15 protein-coding genes are annotated in these 17,686 nt (G+C 68.8%); 5 read left to right on the plus strand and 10 right to left on the minus strand.

Annotated features, from left to right (window positions below; genetic code table 11):
- Positions 1-13: 13 nt before the first annotated feature.
- The 5 genes from ACPYN9_RS04490 to ACPYN9_RS04510 all read right to left on the minus strand — a co-directional run bounded on the left by ACPYN9_RS04490 (position 14) and on the right by ACPYN9_RS04510 (position 4,894).
- Complete coding sequence (locus ACPYN9_RS04490; protein ID WP_424464272.1) at positions 14-205, minus strand: hypothetical protein; 192 nt, start codon at positions 203-205, stop codon at positions 14-16.
- A gap of 101 nt (positions 206-306) precedes the next feature.
- Complete coding sequence (locus ACPYN9_RS04495; RefSeq protein ID WP_424464274.1) at positions 307-660, minus strand: biopolymer transporter Tol; 354 nt, start codon at positions 658-660, stop codon at positions 307-309.
- An 11-nt stretch (positions 661-671) separates the two neighbouring features.
- A complete protein-coding gene (locus tag ACPYN9_RS04500) occupies positions 672-2,474 on the minus strand; it encodes a dipeptide ABC transporter ATP-binding protein (RefSeq protein WP_424464276.1) in 1,803 nt (600 codons plus the stop codon).
- A 69-nt stretch (positions 2,475-2,543) separates the two neighbouring features.
- Positions 2,544-3,872, minus strand: a complete 1,329-nt coding sequence (locus tag ACPYN9_RS04505) for an enolase C-terminal domain-like protein (RefSeq protein WP_424464278.1) — start codon at positions 3,870-3,872, stop codon at positions 2,544-2,546.
- Positions 3,873-3,994: 122 nt separating this feature from the next.
- The gene (locus ACPYN9_RS04510) at positions 3,995-4,894 is read right to left on the minus strand and encodes a LysR family transcriptional regulator (RefSeq protein ID WP_424464280.1); all 900 of its coding nucleotides are present in this window, start codon (positions 4,892-4,894) and stop codon (positions 3,995-3,997) included.
- A gap of 147 nt (positions 4,895-5,041) precedes the next feature.
- On the opposite strand from ACPYN9_RS04510, the gene ACPYN9_RS04515 reads away from it, so the two are divergent.
- The 3 genes from ACPYN9_RS04515 (at position 5,042) to ACPYN9_RS04525 (ending at position 8,465) form a co-directional block, all read left to right on the plus strand.
- Entirely contained in the window at positions 5,042-6,001 is a 960-nt protein-coding gene (locus ACPYN9_RS04515; RefSeq protein ID WP_424464282.1) for a 5-dehydro-4-deoxyglucarate dehydratase, read from the plus strand.
- Between the two features lie 95 nt (positions 6,002-6,096).
- A complete protein-coding gene (locus ACPYN9_RS04520; RefSeq protein ID WP_424464284.1) occupies positions 6,097-7,437 on the plus strand; it encodes an enolase C-terminal domain-like protein in 1,341 nt (446 codons plus the stop codon).
- A 53-nt stretch (positions 7,438-7,490) separates the two neighbouring features.
- Positions 7,491-8,465 carry a 2-hydroxyacid dehydrogenase gene (locus tag ACPYN9_RS04525; protein WP_424464286.1) on the plus strand — a complete coding sequence of 325 codons (975 nt, stop codon included), beginning with the start codon at positions 7,491-7,493 and terminating at the stop codon, positions 8,463-8,465.
- Positions 8,466-8,822: 357 nt separating this feature from the next.
- On the opposite strand, the gene ACPYN9_RS04530 is transcribed toward ACPYN9_RS04525, so the two are convergent.
- The 4 genes from ACPYN9_RS04530 to ACPYN9_RS04545 form a co-directional block, all read right to left on the minus strand.
- Positions 8,823-9,551: a TSUP family transporter gene (locus ACPYN9_RS04530; protein ID WP_424464287.1), complete on the minus strand. Its 729-nt coding sequence runs from the start codon at positions 9,549-9,551 to the stop codon at positions 8,823-8,825.
- A gap of 70 nt (positions 9,552-9,621) precedes the next feature.
- Positions 9,622-10,659: an ABC transporter permease gene (locus ACPYN9_RS04535; RefSeq protein WP_424464289.1), complete on the minus strand. Its 1,038-nt coding sequence runs from the start codon at positions 10,657-10,659 to the stop codon at positions 9,622-9,624.
- The gene (locus ACPYN9_RS04540; RefSeq protein ID WP_424464291.1) at positions 10,652-11,695 is read right to left on the minus strand and encodes an ABC transporter permease; all 1,044 of its coding nucleotides are present in this window, start codon (positions 11,693-11,695) and stop codon (positions 10,652-10,654) included. The genes ACPYN9_RS04535 and ACPYN9_RS04540 overlap by 8 nt, the downstream gene beginning before the upstream one ends.
- 34 nt (positions 11,696-11,729) lie before the next feature.
- Complete coding sequence (locus tag ACPYN9_RS04545; RefSeq protein ID WP_424464293.1) at positions 11,730-13,349, minus strand: ABC transporter substrate-binding protein; 1,620 nt, start codon at positions 13,347-13,349, stop codon at positions 11,730-11,732.
- 275 nt (positions 13,350-13,624) lie between these two features.
- Here ACPYN9_RS04545 and ACPYN9_RS04550 point away from each other — a divergent pair, with 275 nt between their 5' ends.
- On the plus strand, positions 13,625-14,650 hold the full coding sequence (locus tag ACPYN9_RS04550) for a 2-hydroxyacid dehydrogenase (RefSeq protein WP_424464295.1): 1,026 nt from the start codon (positions 13,625-13,627) through the stop codon (positions 14,648-14,650).
- A 232-nt stretch (positions 14,651-14,882) separates the two neighbouring features.
- On the opposite strand, the gene ACPYN9_RS04555 is transcribed toward ACPYN9_RS04550, so the two are convergent.
- Positions 14,883-16,463: an aldehyde dehydrogenase (NADP(+)) gene (locus tag ACPYN9_RS04555; RefSeq protein WP_424464297.1), complete on the minus strand. Its 1,581-nt coding sequence runs from the start codon at positions 16,461-16,463 to the stop codon at positions 14,883-14,885.
- A gap of 373 nt (positions 16,464-16,836) precedes the next feature.
- Between ACPYN9_RS04555 and aqpZ the strand changes: the two genes are divergently transcribed.
- Positions 16,837-17,601 (plus strand): aquaporin Z, encoded by a 765-nt coding sequence (gene aqpZ, locus ACPYN9_RS04560; protein ID WP_424464299.1) that lies wholly within the window; start codon positions 16,837-16,839, stop codon positions 17,599-17,601.
- Positions 17,602-17,686 lie beyond the last annotated feature (85 nt).

Consider the following 17,686-nt stretch of genomic DNA (forward strand, 5'->3'; position numbering starts at 1 on the left):
GATCCCACGGCGATCAGGGGGCGACGAAACGGTGGCCGACGTAGAAGGCGAGCGCCGAGTCCTCCGTGCTGAAGAGGATGAGGGAGCCCTTCGGGAAGAAGCTCGCGTCCCTGGGACCCGCGAACGAACCCTGGTCGGTAGCTGCCTTCTCGAGGCGAAAGGTGCCCGAGCTCGGGATCTCGGTGCTCATGAATTCGGCGCTCATGCACCCAGTATCGAGTGAACACCGTTTCCCTCCTGTAAACGGTGTTGGTCGATCTGGTTCCCGTTCACGCACAACGGCGAGCCCGGATGCGCGCAGAGAGCTCAGCCGTCGCGGGACGCCGAGCGCTCGGGGGCGTCGAGCTCATCGAGCTCAGCCAGCGCCGCCTGGGCACGCGCGAGGCGCGCGTCGAGGGGCTCCTCCCACCAGCGAGGCCCCCGCTCCCCCAGCCCGTGCTTGGCGAGGCCAACCCGGGTGCGCGCCGCCGCGACCGCCGCATCGTCGCCGCGGCGCTTCGCCGCGCCAACTCCGGAGCGTCCACGCCCGAGGTGCGACGTGAGCCGCTCGACCAGGTCGGCCGGCAGCGACGGGTCGGTGCGACGCCAGCGCCGCCCCTTCACGACGAGCCAGCGCTCGTCGTCGGGGACCTCACCGCCAGCGCCCTCGTCTCCGCCCATGGGCGCTGAGCCTACGCGGCGTGCGAGCTCCCGTGCCCGGGGATGGCGTCGATGAGCTTGCGGGTGTAGGGCTCCTGCGGCCTCATGAGAATGTCGCCCGTCTTGCCCAGCTCGACCAGCACGCCGTTCTTCATCACGGCGACCCGGTCGGAGATCTGCGCGACGACGGCGAGGTCGTGGGTGATGAACAGATAGGTGAGGTCGTTCTCCTGCTGCAGCTCTGTGAGCAGGTCGAGGATCTGCGCCTGCACCGACACGTCGAGCGCCGAGACGGCCTCGTCGAGCACGATGAATTCAGGCTCGAGCGCAAGCGCCCTGGCGATCGCGACGCGCTGGCGCTGGCCGCCGGAGAGCTCGTCTGGGCCACGATTCAGGAAGAGTTGCGGCAGCGCGACCTGGTCGAGCAGCTCACGAACGCGCTTGGCGCGGGACTTCGCGTCGCCGAGTTTGAACGAGACGAGGGGTTCAGCGATGAGCTGCTCGATGGAGAACCGCGGGTTGAGCGACGCGTACGGGCTCTGGTAAACCATCTGGAACCTGCGACGCATCGCCCGCAGCTGCTCACCCTCGAGGTTGGTGATGTCCTGGTCATCGAAGACGATGCGGCCAGAGGTGGGCTTCTCGAGGCGGAGCACGAGCCGCGCAGTGGTGCTCTTACCCGACCCCGACTCGCCCACGACGGCCAGCGTCTCGCCTCGGTGGAGGTCGAAGCTCATGTCGTCGACCGCGGTGAGCGTCTTCTTGCCGCCGCGACCTCCCGGCAGCGCGAACTCCTTCGTGAGGTGCTCGACCCGCAGTAGCGGCGAGGTGATATCGGGCGCCCCGGCGCGCGCATCCGCCGGCCGTTCCCCAACACTCACCGATGACGCCCCGCGGGCGGCCTTATCGGTCACGAGCACCGTGCGAGCCTCGTGGCTGTGCAGGCTGGGGGCGGCGCGGAGCAGCTTCTTTGTGTAGTCGTGCTGGGGTCGGAGCATGACATCGTCAGCGGTGCCCGTCTCGACGATCTCGCCCTTGCGCATGACGATGATGCGGTCTGCCCGGTCGGCGGCGACCCCGAGGTCGTGCGTGATCATGAGCACCGCGGTGCCGAGCTCCTGCACGAGACCGTCGATGTGGTCGAGGATCTGCTTCTGCACGGTCACATCGAGTGCGCTCGTGGGTTCGTCGGCGATGACCATCTCGGGCTGCCCCGCGAGGGCCGTCGCAATCAGCGCGCGCTGCTTCATGCCGCCGGAGAACTCGTGGGGGAACTGCTGCGCACGCGCAGCAGGCTCGGTGAGTCCGGCCATGTCGAGCAGCCGCACGGCCTCAGCGTGCGCATCCTTGCGGCTCGCGAGGCCGTGGATGAGCAGCGGCTCGGCCACCTGGGCCCCGACCTTTGTGGTCGGGTTGAGCGACAGCGCCGGGTCCTGAGGCACCAGACCGATGCGGCGTCCGCGGATGCCTCGCCACTGCGCGTCGCTGAAGCCCTGGATCGGCTCCCCGTCGAACTTGATCTCACCCGAGGTGACGGTCGCATTCGGCGCGAGGAGGTTGATGAGCGCGTGGGCGACGGTGCTCTTGCCCGAGCCGGACTCGCCGACGACGGCGAGCACCTCCCCGGCGTACAGCTCGAACGAGACGTTGCGGACCGCGTCCACGGCTCGACCGCCGATGCCGTAGGAGATGCAGAGGTCACGGACCGAGAGGAGCATCGACCGACCCGCCTCTCGCTCTGTCCTGGCCGCCTGTGCCTGTGCTTCTGCCTGCGTCTGCTCTGCTCGCTCGGCCGTGGCGGCCAGATCGTCGGCCTGGAGCTGCTGCTGTGTCATGCGCTGGTCCATTCTCACACCTCGTCGTGTTGGATTGGTTGCTCGGGAATGCTGGTCGGGGTCGCTTCGCTAGGCGCGAATGAGCGCCGGCCGCTTCGGGTGGAACGCCCATTCGGGCATGAACGTCTTCATCGCGAACGCGTCGTCGCGTGCCGAGTTCTCGAGGCTCAGGTACAGCTCGTGGGCGCGGCGCACCGCGTCGTCGTCGAGCTCGACGCCGAGCCCCGGCGCCGTCGGAACCTGAATGACGCCGCCCTCGATCTTGGGCGCGGCCGTCGTGAGTTCTTCGCCGTCCTGCCAGATCCAATGCGTGTCGATCGCGGTCGGGGTGCCCGGGGCGGCAGCCGCGACGTGGGTGAACATCGCGAGGCTCACGTCGAAGTGGTTGTTGGAATGCGAACCCCACGTGAGGCCGAGCTCGTCGCACAGCTGAGCGACGCGCACGGAGCCGCTCATGGTCCAGAAGTGCGGGTCGGCGAGCGGAATGTCGACGGCCTGGGAGCGGATGGCGTGGCCGAGTTCTCGCCAGTCGGTCGCGATCATGTTTGTGGCCGTCCGCAGGCCAGTCGCCCGGCGGAACTCCGCCATGACCTCGCGCCCCGAGTAGCCGTTCTCCGCGCCGACCGGGTCCTCGGCGTACGCGAGCACCCGCTTCAGGTCCGGCCCGAGGCGAAGCGCCTCCTCGAGCGGCCAGGACCCGTTGGGGTCGAGCGTGATGCGCGCATCCGGGAACTCGGCCGCGAGGTCGGTGACGACCGCAGCCTCGACCGCGGGCTCGAGCACGCCCCCCTTCAGCTTGAAGTCGCGGAAGCCGTAGCGTTCCTGGGCCGCTTTCGCGAGCCGTACGACACCCTCGCTGTCGAGGGCGCGCTCGCGGCGCACGCCGCCCCACGCGTCGGAGTCGTCGTCGCCGCGCAGGTAGTCGAGGCCGGTCGCGTCGGGGTCGCCGACGAAGAAGAGATAGCCGAGCACGTCAACAGCCTCGCGCTGCCTGCCGTCACCGAGGAGCGACGAGATCGGGAGGCCCAGCTGCTGGCCGAGGAGGTCGAGCAGCGCGCACTCCCAGGCGGTGATCACGTGCACGGTGGTGCGGAGGTCGAAGGTCTGCGCCCCGCGGCCGGCGCTGTCCTGCCACGCGAACTCGTCGTTGATGCTGCGGAGTATGGCGCGGTAGTCAGCGACAGGTCGGCCCACGATGAGCTCGGCGGAGGCGACGAGCGTCGAGCGGATGCTCTCGCCCCCTGGCACCTCACCGATGCCAACCCGACCCTCGCTGTCGGTGAGCTTGACCAGGTTGCGCGTGAACAGCGGTGCGTGCGCGCCACTGAGGTTGAGCAACATGCTGTCGTGGCCCGCCACTGGGATCACGTCCCACGTCTCGACCGTCACCTGATTCATACGCTTTCGCCTCCATCGCCGATGAGCTGTACCGCCACTCTAAGGAGCCGCATCCATTCGATCGAGAGCATATTCGGCATGACCGGATGCGCGTTCAGCATCGATCTTGACGGCGGCGCGCGTCAGGCGTTCCGCTGCATCAGGTCGACGACAGCCTTGACCAGCGGGTTCTCCGAGTCCTCCCGCCATGCGATGTCCAGGTGGACCCGGTTGTAGGGCTCCGATCGGTCGCCGTCAGCGACCGGCCGACAGACGACCCCGTCTGGCGCGAGCTGCGTCGCCGACTCAGGGATGAGGGCGACGCCGATCCCGGCATTCACAAGCGCCAGGAGGGCTGGCACTTGCCCCGCGTACTGCACGATGCGCGGATGGCTCGAGGAGGCAACGAACATGCTCAGCAGCAGGTCGTGGAAGTAGCGGGCGCCGCCGGGCGAGTACATGAGCAGCGGTTCGTCATTGAGGTCGCTCAGGAAGATGGGCCCGGTGAACTCGGCGAGGCGTGACCCCCTGGGTAGCGCAAGCACGAGTCGCTCCGTAAGGACGGTGGTCGACAGCACTCCGGGACGGTCCCGCATCGGCCGCAGCAGGCCGATGTCGACGGTGCCGCGCTCGAGCTCATCCATCTGGTCGACGGTGACCGACTCCTGCAGGATGAGTTGCAGGCCCGGCAGCTCCTCGGCGGCGGCACGCAGGAGTTTGGGCAGCACACTGTGTGCGGCGACCGCCGTGTACCCGACCGTCAGCGTGCCGGTGGCCCCCTCGCCAACCGCGCGGACGTCAGCCGCAGCCTTCGCCGAGAGGTCAATGAGCTTGCGCGCGCTCGGGAGCAGCGTGCGGCCAGCCTCAGTGAGCGCCACGCGGCGACTCGTCCGCACGAACAGCTGGGTATCGAGCTCGCGCTCGAGCTGCTGGATCTGCCGACTGATAGGCGGCTGCGTCATGCGCAGTCGCTCCGCGGCAGCGCCGAAGTGGAGCTCCTCGGCGACGGCGACGAAGCACTCGAGCTGGACGAGGGTAAACATCAATTCACTCCCAACATTGATTCATCCACACTTTAGTTTGTTTGCGCATCCATAAGACCATAGCGTCGCTGGTACCCGGGCAAACACACTCGGAACCCCGCACCGTGCAACGAGGCACCGCGGAGACACGCAACTAAGGAGATCGACGTGCTCGACAGAATCCTCTTCTTCCCGGTCACCCCCTTCACGGCCGATGATGCCGTCGATGTCGCAGCCCTCGCGCAGCACCTCGAGCAGGGACTCGCCCACCAGCCCGGCGGCATCTTCATCGCCTGCGGCACCGGAGAGTTCCACGCCCTGAGCCTCGACGAGTACACCACCGTCGTCGACACTGCGGTGCAAACCACGAAGAAGGCCACCCCGGTCTTCGCCGGAGCAGGTGGCACCCTCGCCGACGCCAAGGCGCAGGTGCGCAGCGCAGAGGCAGTCGGCGCCGACGGTATCCTCCTCCTCCCGCCGTACCTCGTCGCGGGACCGAGCGAGGGACTCGTCGCCTACGTCGAACAGGTCGCCGCGGCCACGACGCTCCCCGTGATCGTGTACCACCGCAGCACGGCCCGCTTTGACGAGCACACCGCCGTCACCGTCTCGCGCATCCCGAACGTCATCGGCCTCAAGGACGGCGTGGGCGACATCGACCTCATGTCACGCATCGTTCGCTCGGTCACCGACGACACCCAGTCGCGCGGCGAGGACTTCCTCTTCTTCAACGGCCTCCCGACGGCCGAGATCGCGCAGGAGGCCTACAAGGCGATCGGCGTGCCCCTGTACTCGTCGGCCTCGTTTGCGTTCGCGCCCGACATCGCCCTCGCGTTCTTCGACGCCGTCGAGTCGGGCGACAAGGAGCGCCTCGCCGAGCTCAACCGCAGTTTCTACCACCCGCTCGTGCGCCTCCGGAACTCCGTGCCCGGCTACGCCGTCTCGCTCGTGAAGGAGGCCACGAAGCTCGCCGGCATCAACGCCGGCCACGTGCGCGCACCGCTCATCGACGCCAAGCCGGAGCACGTCGCCGAGCTCACGAAGCTCATCGACGACACGAGGGACCTGCTCGCGAAGCGCGCCGACGCCGCCCTCGAGCAGGACCGCATCGCGGCCCCCGTCGCCTGAACCCGACCGCCCCCGATCGCGCCGACCGGCCCGATCGGGGGCCTCGAGCCCACACGTCCAGCCGACACGTTCAACGACGAACCCAGGGAGACGACATGACCGCGCCGAGCACCACCGCCGCATCCACTTCAACCGAACACCCGGCCGCGGTCGAGCCCTTCGACCGCGAACCGCAGCACGAGATCGCCGCCGTGACGATCACTCCGGTCGCGTTCAAAGACCCGCCGCTGCTCAACACGGTCGGTGTCCACGAGCCGTACGCGCTGCGCGCCATCGTGCAGGTCACGACCCGCTCGGGGCGCACCGGCCTCGGTGAGACGTACGGGGATGCGCCACATCTGCACCGCCTGTCCCTCGCCGCCGACGCCGTCGTTGGCATCAACGTGTTCGACACCAACCGGCTGCGCTTCGCGGTCGCCTCAGCGCTCGTCACCGACACCTCCACCGGCGGACACGGAATGAGTGGCATGGTCACCGGCTCAAGCACCGCCGACCGGGTGCTGTCACCCTTCGACGTTGCGGCACTCGACCTGCAGGGCAAGATCCTCGGCGTCCCCGTCAGCACGCTTCTCGGCGGCGCGATCCGCCCCGAGGTCGTCTTCAGCGGCTACCTCTTCTACAAGTGGGCAGGGCACCCCGGCGCTGGCGAGGACGAGTTCGGCGAGGCCCTCACCCCAGAAGGCATCGTGGCGCAGGCACGGCAGCTGATCGACGGCTACGGGTTCTCCGCGCTGAAGCTCAAGGGCGGCGTCTTCGAACCCGACCAGGAGATCGCCGCGATCCTCGCCCTCGCCGAGGCGTTCCCCGAACTCGGCCTCCGCCTCGACCCGAACGCGGCCTGGAGCGTCGAGACCTCGCTGCGCGTGGCGAAGGCGCTGGAGTCGTCCCTCGAGTACCTCGAGGACCCAACCCCCGGGCTCGCCGGCATGGCCGAGGTGCGACGCGGCACGAGCCTGCCCCTCGCGACCAACATGTGCGTCGTGAGCTTCGCGGACGTGAAGCCCGCCGTCGAGCAAGGCTCCATCGACATCGTGCTCTCCGACCACCACTTCTGGGGCGGCCTTACCCGTTCGCGGACGCTCGGCGGCCTCGCCGAGTCGCTCGAATGGGGGCTGTCCATGCACTCCAACTCGCACCTCGGCATCAGTCTCGCCGCTATGGTGCACCTCGCTTCCGCGACGCCGTCGCTCAGCTACGCGTGCGACACCCACTGGCCATGGAAGCAAGCGGACGAGGATGTCGTGACGCACGACCTCCGCTTCGAGCGCGGGGCCGTCCGTGTGCCCACCGGCCCTGGCCTCGGCGTCGAGCTCGACGAGGACGGCCTCGCGAAGCTCCACGAGCAGTTCCTCGCGAGCGGCATCACCCAGCGAGACGACACCGGCTACATGCAGCGCTTCCAGCCCGACTACACGGCCGTCAGCCCCCGCTGGTAGCGACCGCAAGCACCCGACCGACCCGCGACCACCCGCAGAGAGTCAGACCCGGCATGCGCATCCTCGTCACCGACCCCATCATCGCCCGCTTCGCGGAGCACCTCGCGCAGACCGAGTCCGCGCACGACTGGAGCTTCGCCGCTGAACTCGGCCCCGCGGAGCTGGAGGATGCGCTCCGCGGGGCCGACATCGTCATCGCCTCCGTGCTCTCTCCCGAGCAGGCGGCGTCGCTCCGCCCGGACGCGCTCCTGCACGTCACCGGTGCGGGCGCAGACCGGGTTAGCGCCGACTCCCTTCCCTCCGGGGTCACGATCTGCAACACGGGCCACCACGGGGCCGCGATCGCCGAGCACGTCGTCATGACCGCGCTCATGCTGCGCAGGCGAGCGCTCGACGCGGATGCGCAGATGCGGGCCGGGACGTGGCGCACGATCGGCAACGACCCGAGCATCCCCTTCCACCCCATGCTGCGCGGAACGACCATGGGCCTCCTCGGCCTCGGAGAGATCGGCACGGAAGTCGGGCGGCTCGCGCAGGCGCTCGGCATGCGCCTCACGGCGCTGCGGCAACGACCGGATGCACAGAACCCGGCCGGCCTCGACGTCGCGCAGGTGTACGGTCCAGACCGAATGCTCGACTTCGTCGCGGGCGCCGACGTGCTCGTCGTCTCCATCCCCCTCTCCGAGCGCACGCGCGGCACGATCGGCGCCGCGGAGCTCGCGGCCGCGAAGCCGGACCTGGTGCTCATCAACGTGGCCCGCGGCGGCGTCGTCGATGAGGACGCACTCTTCGACGCCCTCTCGGAGGGGCGCATCGGCGGCGCCGGCATCGACGTGTGGTGGGGCGCCGCAGACGCCGAGGGCAACGCCCCCGCCTCGGTAGCCCGCTTCGCCCCGCTCGCAAACACGGTGCTCACGCCCCACTACTCCGGACACGCGCGCCAGGTCTTCGAGCTGCGTGCCGCCGACATCGCGCGCAACATCGACCTGCGCGCGGCCGGCCTCCCCCTGGAGCGCGTGCTCCGCTAGCGTCGACCTCGCCGCGGTGGCGTACCGAGCGCCATCCACACGGGATATGCAGGCTCGTTCGCTAACGAGCCTGCATATCTCGTGTGTCTGCGCCCGTCAGGCGAGCGCCGCATCGAGCGAACAGCTGCATCGAAGGCAGCGCATCGAGCGAACAGCTGCATGAGCCGCGTCCGAGCGAGTTCGTCGTACTCCTCCGCCTTCGCAGTGATGCCATCCACGCGAGGAATGCAGGTTCGTTTCGAAACAAACCTGTGTTCCCCGTGTGCCTGCGCCGCGGGCTCGGTGAAGCCGGGGCCGGGGCGGGGGTCGCTACGAGTGCGCGAGTGCGGAGTGCGAGCGGGGGCTGAGTGCGAGTACTCAGCCGAGCAGCTGCACGAGCTGCGTCACGACGAGCAGCCCGCAGCCGACGAGGGATGCACCCAGGGCGATCCGCTTGGTGCGCGCCTTGTCGAGGTGCGGGGTGATGAGGCGGCTCACCGCGAAGCCCAGCAACGCGACCGGGGTCATCCAGAGCACAACAACCCACGTGCGTGGCTCGACGGCGCCGAAGGCGAGCAGCAGCCCCAGCGAGATGATCGACCCCACCAGGAGGAACGCGGAAAGCGTGCCGCGCAGCCGTGCCGAGTCGGAACCCTGCCAGAGGATCGCCATGGGGGCACCCCCGATGGAGGTCGTGGTGCCCATGATGCCGGACGCGGCGCCGGCCAAGATCTGCGACCAGCGTGTGACCTTCGGCGCCCACCCGCGCAGCGAGAACACGACGCCGGCGACCACGGTCGCGACGACAACCCAGGAGAGCACTGCGGGCGCCATGACCGTCACCAGAAGGGCCCCGGCGACACTGCCCGGCACTCGGCCGAGCAACGCCCAGCCAGCCCCGCGGAGGTCGAGCGAGTCGCGCTCGGCGAGCGTCACGACGGAAGTGAGGAGGATCGACATGCTGATTACCGAGGCCGGCAAGAGGCCAGGGTCGATGAGTGCGATGAATGGCGCGGCGAGCATGCCCATGCCGAAGCCGACGCCCGCCTGCAGGCACGAGGCGAAAAAGAAGATGGCGGCGAGCGCAGCCCAATCGGCCGGGGTCATCTCGTGACCCCGGCCGATCGGGTTGCCCCGGACGTCTCGCTCGGAAGGCGGTACTCGTGGTGGATGGCGATCACACCTCGCCGGCGGGCTCGCGCGTCGGCAGTGCCGGGCGAAGCTTCACCTTGGACGACTTCTGCATGAGACGCCACTTCTGGTTCGGGTCGGTCGCGATGCGCAGCCAGGAGGCGAGCACGTTCGCGGCGACGGCCGTGATGACGATGGCGAGGCCGGGGAGCACCGACAGCCACCACGCCTGCTGCAGGTACTGGCGCCCCTGGGCGACCATGAGGCCCCAGCTGACGTCGGGCGACTGCACGCCGATGCCGAGGAAGCTCAGCGACGACTCGGCGAGCATGACGTAGCAGAACTCGAGCGTGGCGAGTGTGACCAGGGTGGGCACGACGTTCGGAACGATGTGGCGGAAGATGATGCTTCGGGGCTTGGTGCCGAAGTTTGTCGCCGCGTCCACGAACATCCGCGATCGCAGCTCGGCGGCCTCGGCCCGAGCCGTACGCAGGTAGATCGGGATGCGGGTGAGGGCAAGCACCGCGACGATGTTCGCGAGGCTCGGGTTGAAGACGTACAGGATGACGACCGCGAGCAGCAGCGACGGGAAGCTCATGATGATGTCGGCGATGCGCATGGAGACCGACTCGCGCCAGCCGCGGAAGTAGCCGGCCCACACGCCCCAGATGGACCCGACGATGAGGGCGATCAGCACGGCCGGAACGGCGACCCCGAGGGTCGTGCCGGTCGCGATCACGAGGCGGGCGAGCATGCTCCGACCGAGGGAGTCACTGCCGAGGATGAACGCCCAGCCGTTGTCGAGGCTGAACGGCGGCAGGTTGATCGCGGAGAGGTCCTGCTTCGAGGCGTACTCCCCGACGAGGAGCGGCCCGAACACGGCCACGAGGGCGACGATGGCGAGCACACCGGCGGCGACGGTCGCCACCTTGTCCTTGAGCAGCAGCGTGAACATCGAGGGGCGCTCGGCCTCGTGACGTTGGCGCTTCTCCTTCTGCAGCAGCACGTTCGTCGTGGCTGGCGGCTGCTGCACCGGGGAGGTCGCGGAGCCTCGTGGGTCTTGCGGGTTCTGCGGGTCAGACATGGGCCTTGCCCTTCTCTGCGTCGGCGCTCGCGGCGCCCTTCTCGGACTTCTTGGCGGCCGCGCCGGCGGCCTCGCGCTTCGCGTCCTTGGTGGTGGGGCGGATGCGCGACTGCTTCGCCGCGGGGCGCACCCGCGGGTCGAGCAGGGCGTAGCCGAGGTCGATGAGGATGTTGAGGATGAAGATCGACAGTGCGGTGATGAGCACTGCGGCCTGCAGCACCGCGAAGTCTCGCTGCAGGATCGAGTCGATCATGAGCTTCCCGATGCCTGGCCACCCGAAGATGGTCTCGACGACGACGGCGCCGTTGATGAGGCCGACCGTCAGGTCACCCGCGACCGTGAGGGCGGGGGCTGCCGCGTTGCGCAGCGCGTGCTTGAAGACGACCCGGAGCTGGCCGGCGCCCTTGCTGCGCGCCACCTTGATGAACGGCTGGCCGAGCACGCTGACCATCGATCCGCGCACAATCTGGGTGAGCACGCCGACCGGCCTCAGCATGAGGGTCGCGATGGGGAGGATCCAGGAGAGCCCGCCGCTGTCGACGCCGGAGGTCGGCAGCCAGCCGAGCGTGATCGCGAAGATCCAGATGCCCATGATGGCGAGCCAGAAGTCCGGGACGCTGGCGGCCGCCATCGAGAAGAAGCTCGCGATGCGGTCGGCGACGCCGTTCGGTTTGAGGGCGGCCCAGCTGCCGATGATGATCGCGAGGACCACCGTGAGCAGCATGGTGACGCCGGCGAGCTGCAGCGTGGCCGGGAAGGCCCGCAGCACCATGGTGGCTGCGGACTCCCCCGTGCGGAGCGACTCGCCGAAGTCGAAGCGGAGCACCCCGGAGAAGTAGTTGACGATCTGCATCCACAGGGGCTGGTCGAGCCCGTTGCGGACTGCGAAGTCCTCCTTCATCTGCTCCGTCGCGTTGAGCGGCAGGTATAGGCTCGCCGGGTTTCCGGTGAGGCGGGCCAGGACGAACACGCCGAGCACGACGGCTACTAGCGGCAGCAGGCTGGAGACGATTCTTGTTCTGAGATAGGTCCACATGAGCGGCTGCTTTCTCCGGGGTTGCTCGCGGCCGTCAGGCCGCTGGCTTCACTTCGGCGATGCGCAGCTCGTCGCCGCTCGCCGAGTTCGGTTCGTAGGAAATGTCTGACGCGATACCCATGAGGCCGGTCTGGTGGGCGATGTGCGCGAACTGCACGATCTCCTCGTTCTGGTCAGCGAAGATTTGCTCGTACGCCGCCTGACGCTCGTCGCCGGACGTCTTGGCCGCGTCGGCCAGCTTCTGGTCGAACTCGGGGGTGCCGAAGGTTGACTGGGCGCCGGTGGAGCTCATGTACTGGTCGACCGTGAACTGCGCGTCACCGGCCTGGTTGCCGTGCTGGACGATCAGCGCGATGGGGCCTTCGTTGGTGACGAATGGGCGGATCTGGTACTGCAGGTGCTGGGTCGTGTCGACCAAGCGGAGCTCGACGTTGAGGCCGGCCTGGCTCAGCTGCTCCTGCAGGATCTGCGAGAGCTCGTTAAGCTTCGGGAACTGGGCGGTGCGACCCACGAGCGTGATCTTGGTGTCGACGGGTACGCCGTCGGCCTTGGCTTCGGCGACGAGCGCCTTCGCCTTCTCGAGGTCGAACTCCCACGGCTCGAGGGAGGCGTTGTGTCCGACGACGCCCTCGGGTACGAGCTGCGAGGCAACGCCGTCGCCGTTCGGGTAGAGGGAGTCGATGATGCCCTGCTTGTCGATCGCGTAGTTGATGGCCTGGCGGACGCGGATGTCGTCGAGCGGCGCGATGTCTCCGGAGAAGCGGAGCGCGACGGTCTCGTTGTTCGGGTAGCTGACGCCGAGGTCGCCGATACCGTCGTCGGGGCTGAGGCCGGTCGCGATGTCTGCTTCGCCGCCGGTGACCATGGCCGCGCGGACGGTGCCCTCACCGCGCCACTGGTACTCGACCGACGGGTAGGAGGGCGCTTCGCCCCAGTAGCCGTCGTAGACGCCGAGGGTCAGCTTGGTTCCCACGTCCCACTGGTCGACCTGGTATGGGCCGGTGCCGATGGGCTCGCGCACCTTTTCGGTGCTGCTTGTCGAGGTGGGGACGACCTCGATGAACGAGAGCTTGAGTGGGAGGATGGGGTCGGGTTCCGGGGTGGTGACCGTGAGGGTTGTGGCGTCGACGGCGTTGACCTCGAGGTCGGAGTCACCGAAGACGTAGCCTTCGACATTGCAGCCGAGGTCGCTGTTGACGGCTCGGTCGATGGAGTAGGCCGCGGCTTCGGCGTCGAACGGCGTGCCGTCCTGGAAGGTGACGTCGTCGCGGAGCGTGAAAGTCCACTCGTTGTCGCTCGTCTGCTCCCACTCGGTGGCGAGCAGCGGCTCGAGGTCGCCGGTCGTGGGGTTGCGCTCGATGAGCGGCTCCGTGATGTTCGAACGCACGACGACGCCGACCGCCGTCAGGTTTGCCTCGCATGGCTCGAGCGTCGGCGGCTCCTGCTGGAGCACGACGCGGAGGGCGCCGGCGGCGCCTCCGCCCTCGCCGCCCGCGGCACTGTCGGAGTTCGCGACGGAGCAGCTGGTGAGCAGCAGAGCCGCGGCGCCGACGGCGACGGCCTTCGTGATGGATGCGAGTGGACGGCGTGCGGGGGTCGGCCGGTCGGACTGGGATCGACCGTGCGTCACGGACGGTTCGTGTGAAGAAGACATCGTTGTTCCTCCGGTGTTCGGACTCGTGGGCTCTGCCCTGAGTCTGTGGTTCTCCTCGTTGAGACGCCTTCAGCTTGTGTCCGCCGATTCGGCGGCGTCAACAGCGCTGAGCGAGGGAGCCGTGGGGGACGGTGGGCTGCGCGGGGGCGGACCCAAGACTAGCGACCCGAGTGCCCTTGCGATTACTGGGGAAACCCGCATCCATGCTGCGGGTGAATCAATCTATGCAAAGTGCATCTTGGACCAGCATCGGTCGCGCGCCCTACCATCCAGACATGGAAACCCCTCTCGCAACGACGCCAGACTCCACCGATTCCAGCCCCTCCGCCGCCGCCGCGGCCGCTTCTCCCCCCGCGGGCGCGGCCACCGTGGTTCGGGTCGGGCCACTCATGCCGCAGCTCGAGCGCGGACTCATCGACGAGTTCGACGCCCCGGTCATCTCCGCGGATGCGAGCGAGCTCACCGAGGCGACCCAGCGCGAACTCGCGCAGGTGCGCGTCGCCGTGACGAGCGGTCGCTACGGCGTCTCCGAGGCCCTCATGGAGAAGCTGCCCGCACTCGAGGCGATCGTGCACTTCGGCGTCGGCTACGACACGACCGACACCGCCGCGGCCCGAGCACGCGGCATCGCCGTGAGCAACACGCCCGATGTCCTCAACGACTGCGTGGCGGATACCGCGGTCGCACTCCTCCTCGACACGTACCGCCGGTTCAGCGCATCGGACCGCTTCGTGCGCGCCGGCGAGTGGCCCTCCGGCAACTACCCGCTGACGACGCGCTTCACGGGCACGAGGGTCGGGGTCGTCGGCCTCGGCCGGATCGGCTCGGCGATCGCGAAGCGCCTCACCGGCTTCGACTGCCCCATCAGCTACCACAACCGCCGCGAGGTGCCAGGCTCCCCGTTCCGCCACGTCGACTCGCTCCTCGAACTCGCACGGAGCAGCGATGCTCTGGTCGTTGCGGCGGCCGGAGGTCCCGACTCGCAGCAGCTCATCTCGGCGGAGGTGCTGGAGGCGCTGGGCCCCGATGGCGTGCTGGTGAATATCTCGCGCGGCTCGGTCGTGGATGAGGCGGCGCTCATCGCGGCGCTCGACGGCGGCGTGATTAAGGCCGCCGGTCTCGATGTGTTCGCCGACGAGCCGAACGTGCCGGAGGCGCTCATCGCACTCGACAACGTCGTGCTGTTCCCGCATCTCGCCAGTGGTACGCGAGAGACCCGCGACGATATGCGGCAGCTCGTCGTCGACAACGTGCGTTCGTGGCTGGCCGATGGCGCCCTCGTGACGCCCGTGCGCTTCTGACCCGCGCGCACAAGCCAACGCCGGAACCAAGAGCTGCCCCGGGGTCTGCACCGGGGCTAGATGAAAAGCCAGCGCCGAAAACCGCGAGAAATGCAGGTTCCCCCGATGGGAACCTGCATTTCTCGCGTGCTCTTTGCGCGGTCTGGTCGTCCTGTGACCTGGGTGGGGTGAACCGAAGCTCAGGCGGTCGGAGAACCGGCGGTCGGGTGATCCGGCGGCAGCGGCGTGCCGGTCAGTACCCTGCTGGCAGCTGGATGCGGCCCTCGACGAGTCGAGGCACGCCCCACTCGTTGGCGTCGCGCAGCGCCTCCGGCAGCAGCTCGTCCGGAACGTCCTGGTACGCGACCGGGCGAAGGAAGCGCTCGATGGCGAGGGCACCGACCGAGGTGGAGCGTGCGTCGGAGGTCGCCGGGTACGGGCCGCCGTGCACCATCGAGTAGCCGACTTCGACTCCCGTCGGCCATCCGTTGAAGAGGATGCGTCCGACCTTGCGCTCGAGCACCGGGAGCAGCGCGCGTGCGTCGTCGGCGTCGTCGGCGGTCGCGAGGACGGTCGCGGTGAGCTGCCCCTCGAGCTGTTCAGCGAACTCGCGCAGCTGCTCCGTGCCGTCGTAGCGCAGCACGAGGCCGGCCGAGCCGAAGATCTCGGTCTCGAGGGCCTCGCCGAACGCCTCGACGGCTTCGCTGAAGACGATGGGGGCTGGCGCGTTCGCGGCCGCGTTCTCCTGGCCTCGCGCAACGACGGTCGCACCGGTCGCCTCGCGCTCCGCGACGCCTTCCCGGTAGGCGTCGCCGATGCCAGCGGTCAGCATCGTCTGCCCGTTGGCCTCGGCGATCCGAGCACCCACCTCGCGGAGGAACTCATCGCCCACCTCGCCGCTCGGGATTAGCACGATGCCCGGGTTGGTGCAGAACTGTCCGGAGCCGAGCGTGAGCGACCCCACGTAGTCGGCCGCGACCTTGCTCGGGTCCGCGGCGATCGCCGCCGGGAGCACGAAGACCGGGTTGACGCTGCTCATCTCCGCGTACACGGGGATGGGCTCCGCGCGCTGCTGGGCGATGCGCACGAGGGCGAGCCCACCGGAGCGCGAGCCCGTGAAGCCGACGGCCTTGATGCGCGGGTCGGCCACAAGCCCTTGTCCGATGACGCGGCCCGAACCGAACAGTTGCGAGAAGACGCCGCGGGGCAGACCCGATGCCTCCACCGCTCGCGCGATCGCGTGGCCAACCAGTGATGCGGTGCCCAGGTGGCCGCTGTGCGCTTTGACGATGACGGGGCTCCCGGATGCGAGGGCTGAGGCGGTGTCTCCCCCTGCGGTCGAGAAGGCCAGTGGGAAGTTGCTCGCGCCGAACACGGCGACCGGCCCGAGTGGGATCTTGCGCTGGCGGATGTCGGCCCGCGGCAGCGGCGTGCGCTCCGGCAAACCCTGATCGATGCGCGCACCTTGCCAGCCGCCCTCGACGACGACCTTGGCGAACAGACGGAGCTGCCCGGTCGTTCGAGCCACCTCCCCGGTGAGGCGCGCGACCGGCAGCCCGGTCTCTTCGTGTGCGCGCGCGATGATCTCGGCGCTGTCCGCCTCGATCTCGGCGGCGATGCGCTCGAGGAACGCGGCTCGTTGCGCGGGCGATGTGGCTCGGTAGGTGTCGAAGGCGTCGTGTGCGGCCTGCACCGCGATCTCGAGCTCCTCCGACGTGTTGCTGCGGAAGCTTGGGGCCAGCACGGAACCGTCGGCCGCGCGGCGTGCCACGAGTTCGTCACCACCTCCGAGCTCGCTGGTTCCTGCGATGAGCGAATGTGGTGCCAGCGTCATTGCGTGCCTTTCGTCGTGCATCGGCGGCGCCTCGCATGGAGGCTCCGCCGCCTGCAGTGCGGAGTCGTTCTTCGAGGCTATGGCCGACCGCCGACAGCGGCGCTTCAGAATCAGCATGGCGCGATGCAGATTCGACATACAGCCCGACGAGACCCGGGGCGGCGTGACGCTCCACAAGTGATTCGCGCGACACACGGTTCGAATACCCACCGATAACAACCAACTGGTCGGTCTTGTCGTACACTGCAATGTCGATTCAGGGGGAACCATCCCCCAGACGATCCCTGAGTCGTGGGACGAGCACCCTCGTTCCCGAAGCCCTTGCGCGATGAGAACTCCGATTCCTCATCCGCCTGCACTCTGAGGAGCACCCATGACCACCGATGTTGCCATCGCCGACGTCGCCATCGAACGCGACCCGTCGACGACCAGCCGCCTCGCCGCCGAGTTCTTCGGCACCTTCCTGCTCGTCTTCGGCGTGATCAGCGCCGCCATCTTCGCCGCCGCGAACGGCGTCGCCGAGACCGGCATCGGCTGGGTCGGCGTTTCGCTCGCGGTCGGCATCACCGTGATCGCCGGCGCCTACGCCGTCGGCCACCTCTCCGGGGGCCACTTCAACCCCGCAGTCACGATCGGCGCAGCCGCGGCTGGACGCTTTGCGTGGAAGGACGTGCCGATGTACGTCATCGCGCAGATCCTCGGCGGCATCCTCGCCACGACGTTCGTCTTCCTCATCGCCTCGAACGGCCCCGACGGGTTCCTCGCGGCAGCCCAGGACGGCGGCTTCGCCTCGAACGGGTACGGCGAGGCATCGCCGGGCGGCTTCGGCCTCGTCGCCGTCATCGTGACCGAGATCGTCGCGACCGCGCTCTTCCTCTACGTCATCCTCGGCGTCACCGACCGCCGCGCGCCGAGCGGCTTCGCACCGCTGGCAATCGGCCTCGCCCTCACCCTGTTCCACCTCATGACGATTCCCGTGTCGAACGCGTCGCTCAACCCGGCCCGCTCGATCGCGACGGCTGTCTTCGGCGGCGCGGTGCCGCTCTCGCAGGTGTGGGTCTTTATCCTCGCCCCGATCGTGGGCGCGCTCATCGCGGGCTTCACCTACAAGCCGCTCTTCGAGGGCCTGCGCAAGTAGCCCCAGCCAGCACAGCGACCTCATCCGCGCGGGCGGCGACAGCAGCAGCTGTCGCCGCCCGTTTGTTCCCGTGGCCCCGCGAGTT

This window comes from Pseudoclavibacter helvolus (assembly GCF_049707175.1).
Taxonomy (GTDB): domain Bacteria; phylum Actinomycetota; class Actinomycetes; order Actinomycetales; family Microbacteriaceae; genus Pseudoclavibacter; species Pseudoclavibacter helvolus_A.